The 20,491-nt window shown below is 64.0% G+C and carries 12 protein-coding genes; 4 read left to right on the top strand and 8 right to left on the bottom strand.

Features of this window, described 5'->3' with window-relative positions; all coding sequences use genetic code 11:
• Positions 1 to 96 precede the first annotated feature (96 nt).
• Together NFX52_RS18480 and NFX52_RS18475 are read left to right on the top strand one after the other, a co-directional pair.
• Complete coding sequence (locus NFX52_RS18480; protein ID WP_055396706.1) at positions 97 to 1,326, top strand: nucleoside recognition domain-containing protein; 1,230 nt, start codon at positions 97 to 99, stop codon at positions 1,324 to 1,326.
• 325 nt (positions 1,327 to 1,651) lie between these two features.
• Positions 1,652 to 3,931 carry an EAL domain-containing protein gene (locus NFX52_RS18475; RefSeq protein ID WP_156358674.1) on the top strand — a complete coding sequence of 760 codons (2,280 nt, stop codon included), beginning with the start codon at positions 1,652 to 1,654 and terminating at the stop codon, positions 3,929 to 3,931.
• 42 nt (positions 3,932 to 3,973) lie between these two features.
• Here the strand turns inward: NFX52_RS18475 and NFX52_RS18470 are convergent, their stop codons facing one another.
• The 3 genes from NFX52_RS18470 to sbcB form a co-directional block, all read right to left on the bottom strand.
• On the bottom strand, positions 3,974 to 5,329 hold the full coding sequence (locus NFX52_RS18470; RefSeq protein ID WP_207401891.1) for a protein kinase domain-containing protein: 1,356 nt from the start codon (positions 5,327 to 5,329) through the stop codon (positions 3,974 to 3,976).
• Positions 5,330 to 5,358: 29 nt separating this feature from the next.
• On the bottom strand, positions 5,359 to 6,606 hold the full coding sequence (locus NFX52_RS18465) for a cystathionine gamma-synthase family protein (RefSeq protein ID WP_055396703.1): 1,248 nt from the start codon (positions 6,604 to 6,606) through the stop codon (positions 5,359 to 5,361).
• A gap of 155 nt (positions 6,607 to 6,761) precedes the next feature.
• Positions 6,762 to 8,207, bottom strand: a complete 1,446-nt coding sequence (gene sbcB, locus NFX52_RS18460; RefSeq protein WP_055396701.1) for an exodeoxyribonuclease I — start codon at positions 8,205 to 8,207, stop codon at positions 6,762 to 6,764.
• 212 nt (positions 8,208 to 8,419) lie between these two features.
• Between sbcB and NFX52_RS18455 the strand changes: the two genes are divergently transcribed.
• The gene (locus NFX52_RS18455; protein ID WP_370541924.1) at positions 8,420 to 9,793 is read left to right on the top strand and encodes a lytic murein transglycosylase; all 1,374 of its coding nucleotides are present in this window, start codon (positions 8,420 to 8,422) and stop codon (positions 9,791 to 9,793) included.
• A 40-nt stretch (positions 9,794 to 9,833) separates the two neighbouring features.
• Here NFX52_RS18455 and NFX52_RS18450 read toward each other — a convergent pair whose 3' ends face one another.
• The 4 genes from NFX52_RS18450 to dnaE form a co-directional block, all read right to left on the bottom strand.
• Entirely contained in the window at positions 9,834 to 10,967 is a 1,134-nt protein-coding gene (locus NFX52_RS18450; RefSeq protein WP_202907144.1) for a hypothetical protein, read from the bottom strand.
• A gap of 276 nt (positions 10,968 to 11,243) precedes the next feature.
• Positions 11,244 to 13,592, bottom strand: coding sequence for an ATP-dependent Clp protease ATP-binding subunit ClpA (gene clpA / locus NFX52_RS18445; RefSeq protein ID WP_055396695.1), 2,349 nt, complete (start codon positions 13,590 to 13,592; stop codon positions 11,244 to 11,246).
• A 57-nt stretch (positions 13,593 to 13,649) separates the two neighbouring features.
• A complete protein-coding gene (clpS, locus tag NFX52_RS18440) occupies positions 13,650 to 14,018 on the bottom strand; it encodes an ATP-dependent Clp protease adapter ClpS (RefSeq protein WP_055396693.1) in 369 nt (122 codons plus the stop codon).
• 107 nt (positions 14,019 to 14,125) lie between these two features.
• The gene (dnaE, locus tag NFX52_RS18435; RefSeq protein ID WP_207401892.1) at positions 14,126 to 17,659 is read right to left on the bottom strand and encodes a DNA polymerase III subunit alpha; all 3,534 of its coding nucleotides are present in this window, start codon (positions 17,657 to 17,659) and stop codon (positions 14,126 to 14,128) included.
• Between the two features lie 182 nt (positions 17,660 to 17,841).
• On the opposite strand from dnaE, the gene NFX52_RS18430 reads away from it, so the two are divergent.
• On the top strand, positions 17,842 to 18,639 hold the full coding sequence (locus tag NFX52_RS18430; RefSeq protein ID WP_055396690.1) for an outer membrane protein assembly factor BamD: 798 nt from the start codon (positions 17,842 to 17,844) through the stop codon (positions 18,637 to 18,639).
• Here the strand turns inward: NFX52_RS18430 and yoaA are convergent.
• Positions 18,602 to 20,491, bottom strand: a 1,890-nt coding sequence (gene yoaA, locus NFX52_RS18425) for a DNA repair helicase YoaA (RefSeq protein WP_252635771.1), incomplete at its 5' end; no start/stop codon positions are given. The genes NFX52_RS18430 and yoaA overlap by 38 nt on opposite strands.

Below are 20,491 nucleotides of genomic sequence, written 5' to 3'. Positions count from 1 at the left end.
TTGCCTTGCCGCCACGCCCAAGCCAGCGCCCAGCCTGAGGGCAGGTAACCTCACCACCATGCAGGCCCTTCGCTTCCCCGTCATTCAGGACCACTGATGCTCAACACCTTGTGGCTGGGCTTTTTTCTGACCGCTGCCGTGGCCGCACTGGCCCAGTGGCTGGTGGGCGGCAATGCCGAGATCTTTTCGTCGATGGTGCAGGCCCTGTTCCAGATGGCCAAGCTGTCGGTCGAGGTGATGGTGCTGCTGTTTGGCACGCTCACGCTGTGGCTGGGTTTCTTGCGCATTGCCGAAAAGGCGGGCATTGTGGACGCCCTGGCGCGCTGGCTGGCACCGCTGTTTGCCAAGCTCATGCCCGAGGTGCCGCGCGGCCACCCCTCGCTGGGGCTGATCACGATGAACTTTGCCGCCAACGCCCTGGGGCTGGACAACGCGGCCACCCCCATGGGTCTGAAGGCGATGAAAGCCCTGCAGGAGCTGAACCCCGAGCCCGACACCGCCACCAACGCGCAGATCCTGTTCCTGGTGCTCAATGCCTCTTCGCTCACGCTGCTGCCGGTGACGGTCTTCATGTACCGCATGCAGCAGGGGGCGCCCGACCCGACGCTGGTTTTTTTGCCCATTCTGCTGGCCACATCAGCGTCCACGCTGGTGGGCCTGCTCAGCGTGGCAGTGGTGCAGCGCCTGCCGCTGTGGAGCCCCGTGGTGCTGGCCTATCTGCTGCCCGTCGCGCTGGTTCTGAGCGGCTTCATGGCGCTGCTGGCCACCTTGAGCGCCGCCGCGCTGGCCCAGTTGTCGTCCTTGCTGGGCAACCTCACGCTGTTTGCGCTGATCGTCCTGTTCGTGGGCATCGGCGCGTGGCGCAAGGTGCCCGTGTACGAAGCCTTCATCGAGGGCGCGCGCGAAGGTTTTGACGTGGCCAAGGGCCTGCTGCCCTATCTGGTGGCGATGCTGTGTGCCGTGGGAGTATTCCGTGCATCGGGGGCGCTGGGCTATGTGCTCGATGGTATCCGCTGGTGCGTGCAGGTGCTGGGTGCAGACACCCGGTTTGTGGACGCCCTGCCCACTGCGCTGGTCAAGCCGTTTTCAGGCAGTGCCGCGCGCGCCATGCTGATCGAGACCATGCAGACGCAAGGGGTAGACAGCTTTGCGGCGCTGGCTGCAGCCACCATTCAGGGCAGTACCGAGACCACCTTTTATGTACTGGCCGTGTACTTTGGGGCGGTGGGCATTCAGCGTGCGCGGCACGCGGTGGGCTGCGCGCTGTTGGCCGAACTGGCCGGGGTGGTGGCGGCCGTTGTGGTGTGCTATCGGTTTTTTGGTTAAAGTTATTGAAGAAAAATGGCCCTATCGCTTATCTATTAAGCGCCAGTAGCTATAAATTGAATAGCAAGTTGCTCCTACCCAACTCCTTCTTACTGGGGCCATTCCGACGCTCCCACCGGGGGTTGCCCCTGAGCGCACCACGGATCCCAAAGACTTCGGGGTGGCTTGCACGGACCATCCAAAGCCAATTGGTGGTTTCCACCATGCGGGCGACTGAGGCGGTACCTATGCTCTGCCTCATGGGCGCGCAAGCGGCGCCACGGCAGCGATCGAGCACGTCGTCCCTTGCTCCAGGGCTCCCGGAAAGCGCCCTTCACCACGTTCCATGACATTGCCCCCCAACCCCACAGCGCCCCACGACGCCGAAGAGCGCAGGCACTCCGAGGCCCTGCTCCAGCTGTGCAAACGCCTGGAACGCGCCTGGACCTTGTCCGACGTGCTCGATGCCGTCAAACCCATGGGAGAGAGTGTTTTTGACTACCGCCACGTCTGGCTGGCCCTGATTGACGAATCCTCGGGGATGCTGGACTTCCTCACACACACCACCAGTGGTGAGGAGGGTGCCCTGAGCCGCCAGCTGCAGACCATGAAAATCCCCGTGAAGGGGGATGCGCTGCTCGAAGAAATCATGCAGGCCACCCACGTCGTGGTGGTGGAAGATGCCCGCACCGACCCACGCACCAACAAGGCCGTGGTCGCCGTGCTGCACAACCGCACCATCGTCAATGTGCCGCTCATAATGGCGGACCAGCGCATGGGCGCACTGGGCATGGGCACTTATGGCGACGAGGAAGGCGTGCGGCCCCCCAAGCCCTGGCAGATCGCACTGATGCAGGCCACCGCTGGGCATCTGGCCGTGGCACTGGACCGGGTGCGGTTCATGACCGCGCGGCACGAGGCCGAAGAAGCGCTGCTGCAGCAAAAGGAGCGCCTGCAGGTCACCCTGCACTCGATCAGCGACGCCGTGGTCACCACCGACGCCACGGGGCTGGTGCAGTACCTGAACCCTGCAGCCCAGACGCTGACAGGCTGGTCGCTGTCCGCCGCCTGCGGACGCAGGCACCAGGACGTGCTGGGCCTGGCCGCCGAACCTGGCACCCAGGCTGCCCCCGACCTGGTGGGCCGCGCACTGGCGCAAGGCAGCACCCAGTTGCATTCCAAGCTGCGGTCCACACCACTGGCAGGAGCCCCCCTGCTGATGGACCTGTCCGCCTCACCACTGCTGCGCCCCGGCGGGGATGCTGACGGTGTGGTGCTGGTGTTTCGCGACGTGACCGAGGCCAGCCGGCTGAGTCGCGAAATGGAGTTCCAGGCCCTGCACGACACGCTCACGAGCCTGGGCAACCGCCGCGCGTTCGAGCACCTGCTGGCCCAGGCCTTTGCCGCCACGCGGGAGGCCTCCGACCGCCACTGCGTGTGCTACCTTGACCTGGACAATTTCAAGGTGATCAACGACACCTGTGGCCATGCGGCAGGGGACGAACTGCTGCGGCAGGTGGCGCGCCTGTTCCTGGCCCACCTGCAGCCTCAGGATCTGCTGTGCCGCCTGGGAGGCGACGAGTTCGGCATCCTGCTGTGGCAGCAGGACCTGCAACAGACTTTGAAGGTCGCAGAGCGCATGCAGCAGGAACTGGCCGCATTCCGTTTTGGTTGGCGCGACCATGTATTCAGTGTCAGTGTCAGCATCGGAGCCGTGGTGCTGGATGCCGCCACCGAAAGCGTGGGCGCCTTGCTGCAGGCGGCAGACAGCGCCTGCTACGTGGCCAAGGACAGGGGGCGCAATCGCATCCACGTCTATGCCGAGAACGACCCTGCCCTGGCGCAGCGCTATGGCGTCATGGAATGGGTCAGCCGCATCGAGCATGCGCTACAGCATGACCGGTTTGAGCTGTTTGGCCAGCCCATCACCCGCCTGGGCACACGGCAGGGCAGCCCGCCGCACGGCCTGCATTGCGAGATCCTGCTGCGCATGCGCACGGCCGACGGCCAACGGGTCTCGCCGGGCGAATTCATGCCCGCCGTGGAGCGCTACCACCTGGCCGCGCGGGTGGACCGCTGGGTCATCAAGAAGGCCCTGGCGTGGATGGCCGAACACCAGGAGCGTGTGGAGCTGTGCTGCATCAACCTGTCGGGCCAGTCCGTGGGCGATGCCGCTTTTTTGGGCCAGGTGCTGCAGGCCATGGACCAGACCCCGGTGCGCTGCGACCGCCTGTGTTTCGAGATCACCGAAACCGCCGCCATGGGCGACCTGGCAGCGGCCAACCGTTTCATCCACGCCCTGCGCGCGCGGGGCTGCCAGTTTGCGCTGGACGACTTTGGCAGCGGGTTATCGTCGTATGCCTACCTGCGCGAGCTGGCGGTGGACATGCTCAAGATCGACGGGCAGTTTGTGAAGAACATGGCCGACGACCCGGTGAGCTTCGCCATGGTGAAGTCCATCCACGAAATTGGCTGCCTGATGGGCAAGAAGACCGTGGCGGAGTTTGCCGAAAGCAAGGCCGTCGTGGACCTGCTGACCGGGCTGGGCGTGCACTTTGCCCAGGGATACGCCCTGGGCCGCCCTGCCCCGCTTGACGAGCTGCTACTGCAAACCGTGGCGCACTGACTCCCTGGTTGCCGAGCCAGCGGCGGGCGCAACGAAGGCGCTTCAGCCGCGCGGCGCGGAAGGCGATGCCGGTGTTACCGGGGCGGGAGGGGCCGCCACCAGCTCCCACTCGGCCAGTTGCTCGTTGGTCGCAATCAACCGCCCCACCAGCAGCTTGATGAAGGCCTTGTCAAAACACGACTGCAGGTCTTCGGACGCCCCGCGCAGCGCGGGGTTGCGCACCTTGAGCACCAGCACTTCGGACTCGGCCACGGCGGTGGCCGTACGCAGCCTGTTGTCGGGGCGCAGGTAGGTCATTTCACCCAGGGTGACGCCCGCACTCAGTGTGCTGAGATTCCAGCCCTGGCGACTCACGGCCACCTGGCCCTCGATCAGGATGCAGAACGAATCGCCGGGCGTGTTTTCGCGCATCAGCACCGTGCCCCGCTCCAGCCGCCGCCAGTTGCCCAGGCGCATCAGCTCCCACAGAGCCACGTCGTGAAAGTCGGCAAAAAACGGCAGCGCGCGCAGGCGCGCAAAACGCTCGGCCTCGGTGTCTTGGGATTTTTGGCGGGGCAGGCTCTGGTGGGCGGCCAGCAGCGCCCGTGCAAAATCGTCCCAGGTCGCAAAACGGTCGGAGGGCTGCTTGGCCAGGGCGCGCAGCAACACGTCGTCCACATGGGCTGGCAGCGACGCGCGCAGCAGGCTCGGTGGCGTGGGCGCCTCGTTGCTGATCTTGTAGAGCGTGGCGAAGTCGGTGTCGCCGTCAAACGGGCGGCGGCCCGTGAGCAGCTCGTACACAACAACTGCCAGCGAGAACATGTCGCTGTGGTGCGTGAGGTCCTGTTCACGCACCTGCTCGGGCGACATGTAGGACGGCGAGCCCACCAGGCCCGACAGTTGCGTGGCATCGCTGCGCAGTGACAGCGCCGCACCAAAATCGGTCAGCTTGATGTCGCCGTCTTTGGCCAGCATGAGGTTGGCGGGCTTGATGTCGCGGTGCACCAGGCCTTCGCGGCACGCGTACTCGAGCGCGTTGCAGCACTTGAAGGCAATGTCCAGCACCTGGGGCACGGGCAGCAGTGCATCCGGCGTGGCATAGGCTGACAGGGGCTGGCCATCCACATATTCCAGCACCAGGTAGGGGGGCAGCGCCTCCTCGTCCGCATCGAGCAGGCGCACGATGTTGGGGTGGCGCAGGCGGCCCGACAGCGCAGCCTCGTTGCGCAGCAGCTTGCGGTAGCGCTCGGCCTGCTCGGGTACTTTCAGCAGATGGGCATGCGTCTGCTTGATGGCCACCTTGCGCCCCCTAAAGCCGTCGAGCCCCAGAAACACGATGCCGCTCGCACCCCGGCCCAGTTCACGCTCGATGCGGTACTTGCCGATGCTGGCGGGGGGCGCCGAGGTTGCTGTGGCCATGAGGGACTCCTGGGCGGGTATTTGACAGGTCAGGCGCCTGCAAGGGCCTGCTCAAAGTCAGCGAGCAGGTCTTGTGGGTCTTCCAGGCCCACTGACAGGCGGATCATGCTGTCACCAATGTCCATGGCGGCACGCACGGCGGGGCCGGCCTCCCAGAAGATGGTGTGCGCTACCGGGATGATCAGCGTGCGCGTGTCGGCCAGCCCCGTGGCCTTGATGGGCAGCTGCAGGCGGTTGCACACGGCCAGGCACTGGTCGGGGTTGCGCAGCTCGAACGACAGCAGCCATGAGCCCGCCTGGAGGAGCTTTTTGGCAAAGGCATGCTGGGGGTGCGAAGGCAGCATGGGGTACAGCACGCGCGAGACGGCCGGGTGCGCCTCCAGCCACTGCGCCAAGGCCAGGGCCGTGGCGCTGGTACGGTCCATGCGCAGCGACAGCGTTTCAGCGCCCAGCGCCAGCTGGTGCGCAGCATGGGACGACAGCGTGCCCCCCATGTCGCGCAGGCCCTTTTTGCGCAGCTGCTGAAGGCCCCAGCCCTTGGGGTCGCCCTTGCGGTAGGGCGCAAAGATGTTGGGGTAGCCCGACCAGTCGTACAGCCCCGTGTCGGTGATAGCGCCACCCAGCGCAGCGCCCTGCCCGCCGATGCTTTTGGTGAGCGAATTGACCACCAGGCCCGCGCCCACCGTGGCAGCGCGGAACAGATAGGGCGATGCCACCGTGTTGTCCACCACGTAAAGCACGCCACGTTGCTGGCACAGCGCTCCAATGCCTTCCAGGTCGGGGATCTGCGTGCCGGGATTGGCAATGGTTTCGACAAACACCATGCGGGTGTTGGGGCGCAGGGCAGCAGCCACTTTGGCCGCGTCGGTCACATCCACCGTGGTCACTTCAATGCCCAGGTCGGCCAACGTGCCGAACACGCTGTTGGTGTTGCCAAACACGAACTGGCTGGCCACCAGATGGTCACCCGCCTTGAGCAGGGTGAGGAACACCGCGCAAATGCCCGCCATGCCGGTGGAGAAAACGATGGAGCCGTGCCCGCGCTCCATCTGCGTGATCTTGGCCTCCAGCGCCGCCGTGGTGGGCGTGCCCTGGCGCGCATAGTTAAAGCCGCCCTTGCTCGTGCCCTGGAACACGGCGATCAGCTCTTCCATCTTCTCATACCCGTACTGAACGGACGTATGGATCGGCTTGTGGATGGCCCCATGCTCGGCGCCGCCCAGGCGGTCGGCGTGCACGATCTGGGTGGTGAAACTGTGGTTCTGCGGTGTCGTCATAAAAATCTGCGGCTGCTTTGTTTCTACTGGTCTACGTACGAGGCGGGGCGATCACTACTGGCGCGCCCTGATGCCAGTGCACCCGTGGAACTGGCTTTACCAGGCCACCGGGTGCGTCCCCCTCCGGGGGAAGGCGCGCAGCGCCTCAGTGGGAGTCATCGTTCAGGTGCGATGTGTTCAGCGTAATCGTACAAGGCGCCCAGAATGTCCTGGGTCCGCTCATCGTCGGCGGTCTCCGAGAGTTCGTCGATCTCGGTGAACAGCTGCTCCACCGTACGCGCCCCGCCCTGCCCGTCGAACAGGCAGGCAGCGCGGTGAGCCTCCCAGCGTTCCTGCTCCTCGGGCGACAGCGTTTGCAGAAAGTTGCGCGCCCGGTAGCGCCACAGCAGCTCGGCCAGGCGCGGGTCATCAAAGTTCGCACGCGCCTTGGCCAGCTTGTCGCCGCTCAGGGTGCGCAGATCGTTCAGCAGGCGCCGGTCGTTGTTGCCCACAAAACCGCCGTACAGGTCCTGGTCCACATCCGGCGCCGGCTCTTGCGGACGGGCAAACACGGCGGGCCAGATGCCGCTCATGTCGGGCAGTGCGCGCGCCACCTCGGCGTGCTGCGCGGCCTGGGCCAGGTCGATGCCCCAGCGCTGGGCCAGCGCGGGCGTGAGCGTGTTCACATTGCCCACCACCATGGGCGACTTGTTCAGGTGAATGGTCTTGATGGGCAGGCGCGTCACGCCCTCGGGCAACGCGTCGGCCTTGCTGAACATGCGCAGGCGGATGTCCTCCACATTGAGTGTGGCCAGCTCCCGCGGGTCGTGGGCCAGGTCCCAGGCGATCAGCTCGTTCTTGTTGGTAGGGTGGCTGGCCAGCGGCCACATCACGGCCAGGCAACCGCGCTCGGCGGGGAACATGCCGGACACATGCAGAAACGGCCGCGCCGTGCTGGTGGTGGCGGGCAGGCGCAGCTCGGCGGCCACGCGGTCTTTCTTGTGCAGGCTCAGTGCAAAGTCAAACAGCTTGGTGTTGTGCTGGCGGATCAGCCGCGCCAGCGCAATGGTGGCGCGCACGTCTGACAACGCATCGTGCGCGGCCTCGTGCAACAAGCCGTTGGCTTTGGACAGGTGCTCCAGTTTGAAGCTTGGCGAGCCGTCTTCCTTTTTGGGCCAGTTGATGCCGTCGGGCCGCAGCGCATAGGTCATGCGCACCACGTCCAGCAGGTCCCAGCGGCCGCACTGGTTTTGCCACTCGCGCGCATACGGGTCGATGAGGTTGCGCCAGAACATGAAGCGCGTGATCTCGTCGTCAAACCGGATGGTGTTGTAGCCCACACCAATGGTGCCGGGCTGGGCAAACTCAGACTCAATGCGCGCAGCGAACGTGTGCTCAGGCACGCCCTTTTCCAGACACAGCTGCGGCGTGATGCCTGTGATGAGACACGACACCGGGTCGGGCAAGTAGTCGTTGGCAGGCTGGCAATAGAACATCAGCGGCTCGCCTATTTCGTTCAGCTCCGCGTCCGTGCGGATGGCCGCGAACTGCGCAGGCCGATCGCGGCGCGTGTTGGCACCAAAGGTTTCGTAGTCGTGCCAGAGGAAGGTGTGGGGGGCCATGATCGATGGGCAAACAGGGGGCGACAGAAGAACAGGGCGAGGGATACCGTGAACTGTAACCTGATTTACAAGCTTTTTAGGCCCCTAGCGCATACTGATAAAGCGCTAGCAGCTATAAAATATATAGCAAATACAAATACCCCTCGGATGCCGCTTCACGCCGTGATACACCTGCAGCGCAGCACCGCCGCTGCAGCGCGGGACAATGGCGCATGCAAAGCACCCACACAGCCAATCCCTCCGTTTCGCGGCTCTGCCCTTCCCTTTTGTCCTCTTGGTCCCCACGTTCCCTCGCAGCATGTTGGGCAGCCCTGGCTCTGGCGGGCTGCGCCGCAGCGCCTCCCCATCGCCCGGACGCGGTGAAAACACCGCCGCCAGCCAGCGCCCCCCCTGCCACCACCAGCACACCGGCCCAAGATGCCGCAGCAGCTACCGGCAGCCCCACCGCTGGCGTGGACCATGCGGCAGGCTTTGCCGCATGGCGCGACGCGTTTTCGGCGCAGGCCTTGCAGGCGGGCATCCAGCCCCGCACGGTGCGCGAAGTGCTGGGCCAGGCGCAATGGCAGCCACGTGTGGTGGAGCTTGACCGGGCACAGCCTGAATTTACGCGCACACCCTGGGCCTACCTTGACAGTGCGGTGTCGCCGCAGCGCATTGCCCAAGGCCAGGCCAAGCTGGCCGAACACAGCGCCACGCTGGAAGCCGCCGCCGCCCGCTATGGCGTGCCTGCCACCGTGATCACCGCCATCTGGGGCATGGAGAGCAACTACGGCAGCAATTTCGGGACGTTCCGCACCGTGGACGCGCTGTCCACGCTGGCCTATGAAGGCCTCCGCCGCGCCTGGGCCCAGGCCGAACTGTTGTCCGCGCTGCGCATCGTGGACCAGGGCGACATCGCAGCAGACCGCATGCTCGGCTCCTGGGCCGGCGCCATGGGGCACACGCAGTTCCTGCCCTCGGTGTTTCTGGCCTACGCCGTGGATGCCGATGGCGATGGCCACCGCGACATCTGGGGCAGCATCCCGGACGTGACGGCGTCTACGGCGCATTTCCTGGCGCGTTCGGGCTGGCAGGCGGGCGAACCCTGGGGGGTGGAGGTGCAGTTGCCCGCGTCTTTCGACCACGCCCGCGCAGACCCTTCCGTACGGCAGACCACAGCCCAGTGGGACGCTGAAGGTGTGCGCGGCATCGACGGGCAGGCATTGCCCACCCTGGCCTCCGCGTCCATCGTCACGCCCGCAGGTGCCCGAGGCCCGGCCTTTCTGGTAGGGGGCAATTTCCGGGTCATCCTGCGCTACAACAACTCGGTCAACTACGCGCTGGGGGTGGCGCTGCTGGCGCGCCAGATTGGCGGTGGCGGGCCCGTGGTTGCCGCCTGGCCGCGCGACCTTGCACCCCTTTCACGCCAGCAATTGCAGGAGCTGCAGGAAGCACTCAACCGCAAGGGATTTGCCGCGGGCACCCCGGACGGCGTGATGGGCCCCGCCACCCGCGCGGCGCTGCGAGGCTACCAGCGCAGCATCGGCGTTGTGGCGGACGGCTATCCCACCGTGGAACTGCTGGAGCGGCTTACGGCGCGCCAGTAGACAGCGCCCTAAGGCCTGCCCAACTGGCCGCCCCACGGAGTCATGGCGTCACCAGCCCGTCCATGCGCACGACCTCGAAGTCGCGGCCCAGCACCTGGCGCAGTTCAGACTTCAGGCGATCGTTGTTCCAGCGTTCGTCCGGCGCCCCGCTCAGGAACCAGTTGGAGCCGTTGTCGGCCACCATCATCCCGTGGGTCTTGAGGGCGGAGAGGATAGCCTGCGCTTCGGCAGAGAAGCCCGGCGGGATCGCATAGCCCGCCTTCAGGCGCACGCGCATGCCCATGGGGGGAAGGTTGGGGCTGGTATTGCTCGATGCCCAGTGGGTCGCGGGCGGCACGTAAGCGCGGCGGGTCTGGCTGACGGTAAAGCGCAGCGCGTGGCGGATGCCACCGGCGCCCAGCGACGCCTCGTCGTACCGCACCAGGCCCGGAAAAATCGGCAGGCCCGCTGCGTCTGCGCTGGTCCATCGTGGCCTGGCGGTGGGACGCACGTTGTTGCTGTCCAGGTGAAAGACAGCACCACCCGACGCACGCCAGCTGCCGTCGGACTGCGGGTAGCTGTTGCCGGTTTCATACAAGCGGTTGTTGTCGCGGTCGATCACGATCACGTGGCGGTCACCCGCGCTGGAAGGACCGCCTTCAATAGGCGCGTTGGGCGGAATCGGGTACGGGCCTGCATCACTCTCGTCGCCGTAGTCGGTGAACTGCACCGCCACACGCGGCTGGTTACCTGCCACCACCACATAGGGAATGCCGATAGCTGCGCCTTCCCACAGGCCCGCGCCGAAATCCGGGAACAATCCCCGGGTGAGGCCAATGCTGGCGATGAGGTTGTCAGAGTTGGGATCGATGGGGAGCCCACTGATATCCGCGTTCCAGTCATTGCCGGAAGGGAACGGCACTGCGCCATTGAGCGGCGCGCCCACACCCAGGGTTGCGCCGCGCACATCGCCATACACATGGCCCCCGGGGGGCGGAGCTGGCGCTGGAGCGCCTGGCGCCGGGGAGCCCGGAGGCGGCGAAACCGGCGCCGCGTCACCCCCGCCGCCACCACAAGCTGCCACCAGTGCACCAAAACTGGCCATGGCGAGGCACCGGCTGATCGCTCCCAGACGCCCCTTGCGAGAGGAGGCACCGGGGAACATCGGGGCGGAAGGTGTGGGGGTCATGGTCATGGGGGCGTCTCCTCAATCAGCGCGCAGTATGCCGCCCCAAAGGTGCTGGCTTGCCACGGAACTGTGCGAAAACGTTTCAAGAACTTTGGGGCATCGGACGGCGTTCGCGCACACCAGTTCGCTGATCCGCTCGTCAAAGACTGCCTGTGCAGGCTTCGCCACCACCACGCTGTTGACACTGCACTCCGGACGAAAAAAAGCCAGCCTTCATTGCGATGGCTGGCTTCGGGAGGGTGCCGGTACGTGTCGGCAAAGCGCCAGTGGCGCCAGTGCCCATCAGTCCGCCGTGGCTTCCTCCGGCTCGGCGGGCTCGGACTTGGCCGAGCGTTCCTTCTTGGCCAGCGGCTGGATGTCCAGCAGCACCTCGGAGGTTTCCACGCCCTTGTCGTCGGTCTTCACCTCGATATCGACCGTCAGACGCCCACCGTCCGTCAGGCGACCGAAGAGCAGCTCGTCAGCCAGCGCGCGGCGGATGGTGTCCTGGATCAGACGCTGCATCGGGCGGGCGCCCATGAGCGGATCGAAACCCTTCTTGGCCAAGTGCTTGCGCAGCGTATCGGTAAAGGTAACCTCCACCTTCTTCTCGGCCAGTTGCGTCTCCAGCTGCAGCAGGAACTTGTCCACCACGCGCAGGATGATCTGCTCGTCGAGCGCCTTGAAGTTGACGATGGCATCCAGCCGGTTGCGGAACTCGGGCGTGAAGAGGCGCTTGATGTCGCCCATTTCGTCGCCCGCCTGGCGCGGGTTGGTGAAGCCAATCGTCGCCTTGTTCATGGTCTCGGCGCCCGCATTCGTCGTCATGATGATCAGGACGTTGCGGAAGTCGGCCTTGCGCCCGTTGTTGTCGGTCAGCGTGCCATGGTCCATCACCTGCAGCAGCACGTTGAAGATGTCCGGGTGCGCCTTCTCGATTTCGTCGAGCAGCAGCACAGCGTGCGGCTTTTTGGTGATGGCTTCGGTCAACAGGCCACCCTGGTCGAACCCGACATAGCCCGGAGGCGCACCAATCAGGCGGCTGACCGCATGGCGCTCCATGTACTCCGACATGTCGAAGCGCAAGAGCTCGATGCCCATGATGTAGGCCAGTTGCTTGGCCGCCTCGGTCTTGCCCACGCCAGTGGGGCCGCTGAACAGGAACGAGCCGATGGGCTTGTCGCCCTTGCCCAGTCCGGACCGCGCCATCTTGACCGCGCTGGCCAGCACTTCCAGGGCCTTGTCCTGGCCGAACACCACACTCTTCAGGTCGCGTTCCAGCGTCTGGAGCTTGCCACGGTCGTCATTGGACACATTCGCAGGCGGAATACGCGCAATCTTGGCCACGATCTCTTCGATCTCGGCCTTGCCGATGGTCTTCTTGCGCTTGCTCGGCACCATGATGCGCTGCGCAGCACCGGCTTCGTCAATGACGTCAATCGCCTTGTCAGGCAGATGGCGGTCATTGATGTACTTGGCGCTCAGCTCGGCTGCAGCCTGCAGGGCGGCCGCCGCGTACTTCACGCTGTGGTGCTCTTCAAAGCGCGACTTCAGGCCCTTGAGGATGTCGATGGTTTCGGCCACGCTGGGCTCCACCACGTCCACCTTCTGGAAACGGCGCGACAGCGCTGCATCTTTTTCGAAGATGCCACGGTATTCCGTGAAGGTCGTTGCGCCAATGCACTTGAGCTGGCCGCTGGAAAGCGCGGGCTTGAGCAGGTTGGAGGCATCCAGCGTGCCGCCCGACGCGGCACCCGCACCGATCAGCGTATGGATCTCGTCGATGAACAAAATCGCATTGGGCTTGTCCTTCAGCGACTTGAGAACGCCCTTGAGGCGCTGCTCAAAATCACCCCGGTACTTGGTGCCTGCCAGCAATGCGCCCATGTCGAGCGAGTACACCGTGGCCTCGGCCAGGATTTCAGGCACATCGTTCTGGGTAATCCGCCAGGCCAGCCCCTCGGCAATCGCCGTCTTGCCCACGCCAGCTTCACCCACCAGCAGTGGGTTGTTCTTGCGGCGGCGGCACAGGATCTGGATCGTGCGCTCCACCTCGTAGTGGCGCCCGATCAGCGGATCGATCTTTCCGTCTTTGGCGGCCTGGTTCAGGTTCTGGGTGAACTGTTCCAGCGGCGAGGCTTTTTCGTTGCGCTCAGAAGAACCACCCTCTTCGCCTTCCGCCTGGTTGTCCGGCTTGGCAGGCTCTGGGGGTTCGCCCTTCTTGATACCGTGGGCAATGAAATTGACCACGTCCAGGCGCGTCACGCCCTGCTGGTGCAGGTAGTACACGGCATGCGAATCCTTCTCGCCAAAGATGGCCACGAGCACATTGGCACCCGTGACTTCCTTCTTGCCATTGCCCGTGGACTGCACGTGCATGATGGCGCGCTGGATCACACGCTGGAATCCCAGCGTGGGCTGCGTGTCCACCTCATCGGTGCCAGCCACCTGGGGCGTGTTGTCTTTGATGAAGTTCGCCAGCGATGAGCGCAGATCATCGATATTGGCCGAACATGCGCGCAGCACCTCCGCTGCGCTGGGATTATCGAGCAGTGCAAGCAACAGATGCTCCACGGTGATGAACTCGTGGCGCTGCTGACGGGCCTCAACAAAGGCCATGTGCAAGCTGACTTCCAGTTCCTGGGCAATCATGTGAACTCCTTTGTGCTTGCGTGGAAGGGATAACTGTAGATCGGGATCAAAAACCTGTTATTCAACAGGTTCACTGACACATTGGAGTGGGTGGCCCGCCTTGAGGGCGGCGTCAAGCACTTGTTCCACCTTGGTGGCAGCCACATCGCGGGAATAAACACCGCAGACGCCTTTGCCATCTAGATGGATCTTCAACATGATCTGGGTGGCTTGTTCACGGTCCTTGCTGAAAAACTCCTGCAAAACCACGATGACGAACTCCATGGGGGTGTAGTCGTCATTGAGCATGACCACCTGGTACATCTGCGGCGGCTGGGTCTTCTGGGTGCGTCTTTCGAGCACGACCGAACCGCCATCATCCCGCGCGGGCCGGGTCACGGGCAGCGCGGTGGGGGGTGAAGGTGGTTTTGTTGCCATGAAAATCATTCTAGCGATCCGCGCGGCATGCTGCCGTGAGAGAAATCTGACGTTGATCCGGTTTTTTTCAAGCTATCGCCTTCACGATATTCACCGAATGGTTCCCAACACCCGATTTATTCGTAAACCACGGTGGCCGAACCACTGCCCGCCTGAGCGGTCCAGGCGGCCAGCGCAGCATCGGTGGGATAAAAACGGGCGCTCTCACCCAGTTGCAGCTCCGCCACAGCAGCCGCGTCCTGCGCCACACAGCGCACCCCCATGCGCACACGCAGACCGTGGAGCAATTCACCCTCGGCAAGCTCCTCTCTGCGCGGCGGGAACTCCTTGACCAGGCGGTGCACATCCGGGCCCTTGTCGCCGACGGTGACATGCAGGTATTTGCCAAAACGGCAACGCGCCCCTGCCAAGTCCCACACCTGTTGCACCTTCACGCGCAGGCCACCGCTGAAATGGTCCAGTTGCAAGCGGCCCATCATCACCACGAACTCATCTTCCTTGAGCTGATTGCGGTACGTGTTGAGCAAGGCCTCATCGGCAGACGCCTCAATGACCGCAGACTTGTCGTCCAGTTTGAACAGGCCCAATTTGCCCCGCTGTCCATTGATGACCCGGAAATCACTGATGATCCCGGCCAAAACCTGGGGTTCGCGACTGTCCAGCAGCTCATCGATCTGGGTGCGCACAAAGCGGCGCACCTCCGTGGCGACTTCATCGAACAGATGGCCGGACAGATAGAAACCGACCGCCGTTTTCTCCAGGGTGAGTCGCTCCTTGATCCCCCAGGGAACCGCGTCCACCAGTTCAGGCTCCTGCGTGCTGGAACCATGGGCATCATCGCCCATCATGTCGAACAAGCCACCCTGGTTCACGTTCGCCAGCGTGGCAGCCGCAAAGTCAAAAGCCCGGTCGATCGACGCCACCATCGATGCCCGGTTCATGTTGATGGAATCAAATGCACCCGCCTTGATCAGCGCCTCCACCGTGCGCTTGTTCATGCGCGCCTTGTCCACGCGCAGGCAGAAATCGAAAAGGCTCTTGAAAGGCCCGGTGGTGGCGCCATGGGGCCCTTCGCCACGCCCCTCGCGCGCCGCCACCATGGCCTCGATGGCCTGCTGGCCCGTGCCCTTAACGGCGCCCAAGCCGTAGCGGATGATTTTGTCAGTCACGGGCTCGAACCGGTAGAAGCCACGGTTGACGTCCGGCGGCTCGAAAGAGAGCCCCATTTTTTGCGCGTCTTCGAACAGCACCTTGAGCTTGTCGGTGTCATCCATTTCCACGGTCATGTTGGCGCAGAAGAACTCTGCGGTGAAGTGCACCTTGAGCCAACCCGTGTGGTAAGCCAGCAGAGAGTAAGCAGCCGCGTGCGACTTGTTAAAGCCGTAGCCTGCAAACTTCTCCATCAAATCGAACACCTCGTCAGCCTTCTCCTGGCTGATGTTCTTTTCGGCCGCACCCTTTCGGAAGATCTCCCGGTGCTCGGCCATCTCCTCGGCCTTCTTCTTGCCCATGGCGCGGCGCAGCATGTCGGCGCCGCCCAGGCTGTAGCCCCCCAGAACCTGGGCGGTCTGCATCACCTGCTCCTGGTACACCATGATCCCGTAGGTCTCGGCCAGCACGGGCTCCACCAGCGGATGGGGGTACTCCACCACTTCCTTGCCGTGTTTGCGGTTCACGAAACTCGGGATCAGATCCATGGGACCCGGACGGTACAGCGCGTTCAGTGCAATCAGGTCTTCAAGCCGACTCGGCTTCGCTTCCTTGAGCATGCCCTGCATGCCGCGGCTTTCAAACTGGAACACGGCCTCGGTCTTGCCGTCGGAAAACAGCCGATAGGTGGGGCCATCGTCCAGCGGAATGTTCTCGAAGGCGAAGTTCTCCTGGCCTTTGTGGCGCTTGATGATGAACTCACGCGCGATTTCCAGAATGGTGAGAGTGGCGAGACCCAAGAAGTCGAACTTCACAAGGCCAATAGCCTCCACGTCGTCCTTGTCGTACTGGCTCACAGCCGATTCGCTGCCCGGCTGCTGGTAGAGCGGGCAGAAATCCGTGAGCTTGCCAGGCGCAATCAAAACCCCACCCGCGTGCATACCGATGTTGCGGGTCATGCCTTCGAGTTTTTGCGCCATCTCGATGATGGTCTTGACGTCTTCTTCCTTCTGCACGCGTTCGTACAGGAGCGGCTCCAGCTCCAGTGCGTAGTTGTTCTTGTCGCCTTCCTTTTTCACCTCGGGCGGATAGGCCAGCGTGTACGACATGCCGGGCTTGCCCGGTACCAGCTTGGAGATGCCGTCGCAGAACATGTAGCTCATGTCCATCACCCGGCCCACGTCGCGGATGGCGGCTTTGGCAGCCATGGTCCCGAAGGTGGCAATCTGGCTCACGGCATTCTTGCCGTACTTGTCCTTCACGTAGTCGATCACTCGGTCACGATTGGACTGGCAAAAGTCAATGTCGAAGTCAGGCATGGACACCCGCTCGGGATTCAGAAACCGCTCGAACAGCAGGTTGTATTGCAGCGGATCCAGGTCGGTGATCTTGAGGGCATATGCCACCAGCGAACCGGCACCCGATCCTCGCCCCGGCCCCACGGGGCACCCGTTGGCCTTGGCCCACTGGATGAAGTCCCCCACGATGAGGAAGTAGCCCGGAAAACCCATCTTGAGAATGGTTCCGATCTCGAACTCCAGGCGTTCCACATAGCGGGGACGCTGCTGATCGCGGTCGGACTCCTTGGGGAAGAGAAGCTTCAGGCGCTCCTCCAGCCCCTCGAACGAGGCAAAACGAAAGAACTCATCGATCGGCATGCCATTGGGAGTGGGAAAGTCCGGCAACTGCGGCTTGCCAAGCACCAGCGTGAGGTTGCAACGCTGGGCAATTTCCACCGTGTTCGCGATGGCCGAGGGAACATCAGCGAACAAGGCCTGCATTTCTGCAGACGACTTGAAATATTGGTCGCGCGTGAACTTGCGCACGCGGCGCGGGTTGGCCAGAATCTCCCCCTCTGCAATACAGACGCGCGCCTCGTGGGCCTCATAGTCGTCTGGAGTGGCGAACTGCACAGGATGTGTGGCCACCACGGGCAAGCTCAGGCGCGCCGCCAACTGCGCAGCAGCCACCACGTGGCTTTCATCGTCGACACGGCCCGCACGCTGCAACTCGATGTAAAACCGGTGTGGAAACAGCCCTGCCAGGCGCAAGGCAATCTCAGCGGCGCCCGACTCGTCCCCCTTCAGGAGAGCCTGGCCCACGGGCCCAGCCTGTGCCCCGGCCAGAGCAATCAGCCCTTCCGACAACTCTTCCAGCCAGGCCCAGGTGCACAGCGCCAGGTTCTTGACGACATTGCGCGTCCACGCACGCGCGAGCAGTTCGGACAGATTGAGGTAGCCCTGGCGGTTCTGCACCAGGACGATCAGGCGTGAGGGGGCTGCGCCCGCTTCGCCTTCAAGAAAAATCTCGGCCCCCAGGATGGGCTTGACACCCTTGCCCCGCGCCTCCTTGTAGAACTTGATCGCGCCAAAAAGGTTGTTGAGATCGGTGATGGCCAGTGCAGGCTGGCCGTCTTTGGCAGCTGCCTTGGCCACCTCATCGATTCGATTGGTACCGTCTACGACGGAGAACTCGGTGTGCAGGCGCAAGTGAACAAACATGGGAGCCATTGTAGAAAGCCCAGCACCTCCACCGAGAGAAAGCTGGCAGCGCAACGCCTCTTGACAGGTGCCACCCCCAGTACAATGCTTTTTCGTGCCCTGGATGCCAGCGGCGCCTGGCCCTCTGGACCGGCCCAGCTATCCTGCACCCCTGTTTCCTTTTTTGCTGAAAGCTGCCTGCGATGCTGCGTGCCCCACTGCCCCTCGTTTCTGCCCTGCTGCTTGCTGGTCTGCTGGCAGGTTGCTCCAGCACAACCGAAGACAAAACGGCCAACTGGAGCCCCAATCGCATCCATTCGGAAGCGCAGGACGAAATGAACAGCGGCGCCTACGACAAGGCGGTTCCTCTGCTCGAAAAACTGGAGGGGCGTGCAGCCGGCACACCGCTGGCGCAGCAGGCCCAGATCGACAAGGCCTACGCGCACTACAAGGCTGGCGAAAAAGCCCAGGCCATTGCAACGCTGGACCGCTTCATGAAGCTCCATCCCGCCAGCCCTGCGCTTGACTATGCGCTGTACCTCAAGGGCTTGGTGAACTTCAACGACAACCTCGGCCTGTTCTCGTTCATCTCGCGCCAGGACCTTTCCGAGCGCGACCAGAAAGCAGCCAAGGACTCCTTCGAGGCTTTCAGTGAGCTGGCCACCCGCTTCCCGGAATCCCGCTACGCGCAGGATGCACGCCAGCGCATGACTTACATCGTGAACTCGCTCGCGCAGTACGAAGTGCATGTGGCGCGCTACTACTTCCAGCGGGGCGCGTATGTGGCAGCCATCAGCCGTGCCCAGGTAGCCCTGGCGGACTACCAGGGCGTGCCCGCGCTCGAAGAAGCTCTGTACATCCTGATCCAGTCGTACGACGCACTGGGCATGACGCAGCTGCGCGACGATGCACGCCGCGTGATGGACACTTCGTACCCCCAAAGCGCCTATCTGCGCGGTGGCCTCAAGGAAAAGGCGGAGCCGTGGTGGAAGCTCTGGTAAGCGCCTGAAGAGCAGCTTCAAACTCGGGCTCTGACTCCAGGCGCCGCATCGGGGGCAAGGCCGCCAGCAGGCGCTTGCCATAGCCCATGGTGATAAGGCGGGTGTCACCCACCACCAGAATGCCCTGGTCGGACTCACGGCGTATCAACCGCCCCGCCCCCTGCTTGAGCGCAACGGCCGCCTCCGGCAGCGCGTAAGACTTGAACGCTTTCCCGCCAGATTTCTCAATACGCTGCGTACGCGCCTCCACCAAAGGGTCGCCCGGGGGAGGAAAAGGAAGCTTGTCAATCACAACAAGCTGCAAGGCATCCCCAGGCACATCAAACCCTTCCCAGAACGTCGCGGAAGCCACCAGCACACAGCCTTGCTGCCCGTGCTCGCTCCCTTCGCGAAAACGCTCCATCAGCCGCCGTTTGGGCCACTCGCCCTGCACCAGCACTTCCAGGGCAGCAGAGCCCGCAAACTGCGCTTTCAACGCATCGCCAATGGTGCGCAAGGCCTTGAGCGTCGTGGTCAACACCAGGGTGCGGCCACCCAGTTGCGCCGCAGCCTCGCCCACCCAGCGCGCAAGCGCCATGCTGTGCGAAGGATCGGCCGGAGACGGCAGGTGGCGTGGCACATACAGTGCTGCCTGCGCCCCATAGTCAAACGAGCTCGCAACCCGCAGGATCTGCGCGTCTTGCAAACCCGCCCGCTCCGTGAACCAGCTCAGTTGCTCGTCATCGCCCAAGGTGGCCGAGGTGAAGACCCAGGCCCTGCCGGGTCCGGCAGCAGGCTCCCCGGGCCACCCATCGTCACCCACGGGTTCCGCAGGGGTGGCCAGCAGGCGTGTGCGCATGGCCTCGGCAATGTCCAGGGGGGATTCCGTCAAGCGCAGCTGCGGCCCCACATCGACCCAGCGCACCGCATCCGGATTGCCGGGGCCAGAAAAATGGGCCAGGCGCGCCAGCAGTTCAGTCCCGCGCTCATACAGGCGCACAAAGTCGGGCGCTATTTCGCTAACAGTGTCGAGCGCCTCCTGCGCCTGGGCGCAGGCGAGCGCCACGCGGCGCAGGGCAGCCTGCCATTCATCCGGCCTGACGCTCTCCGGCGTTTCATCGGTCCAGCGCAGCTTTGCGCTACCCCGCATATCTCCCGCCGCCAAGCGCAAATCCCGGGCAGACAGATCCACCTGGCTCGCAAGCCCCGTCCAGTCCGCAAGGCCCCGCGCATGCTGCAGCCCTGCTGCCAGCAGGCCCCTGCCAAAATCCATCAGCTGGCCCGTGGACAGCGTAAGCCCCAGAAACTGCACGCCCGTCTCGTTGATCTGGTGCGCCTCATCAAACACCACCACACGCACGGAAGGTAAGAGCTCGGCCATGCCCGACTCGCGCACAGCCACATCGGCGAAGAAAAGGTGGTGGTTGATGACCACGATGTCCGCCGCCAAGGCCTCGCGCCGCGCCAAATGCACATGGCATTCTCGAAAGCGGGGGCACTGCGAGCCCAGGCAGTTCTCACGGGTGGAAGTGACCAGCGGTATCACCGGCGAGCGCTCGTCCAATCCCGTCAGCTCCGCCAGGTCGCCCGAGCGCGTGCCATGCGACCAACTCTCGACCTTGGCCAAAACCCGTGCCACGCCAGGCTCACGGGCTGACACATCCTGGCGGGCCAGTTCCATGCGGTACAGGCACAGATAGCTCGCCCTGCCCTTCAGAAGCGCCATGCGCACCGGCAATCCCAGGGTCTGCGCCAGGCGCGGGAGATCGCGCGCAAACAGCTGGTCCTGCAAGGCCTTTGTGGCGGTGGACAACAGCACCCGCTCGCCGCTCAGGAGTGCCGGGACCAGATAGGAAAAAGTCTTGCCCACCCC

Origin of the sequence: Acidovorax facilis, from assembly GCF_023913775.1 — a bacterium.
GTDB lineage: Bacteria > Pseudomonadota > Gammaproteobacteria > Burkholderiales > Burkholderiaceae_C > Acidovorax > Acidovorax facilis.
This window is presented reverse-complemented; position numbering and strand designations above follow the sequence as displayed.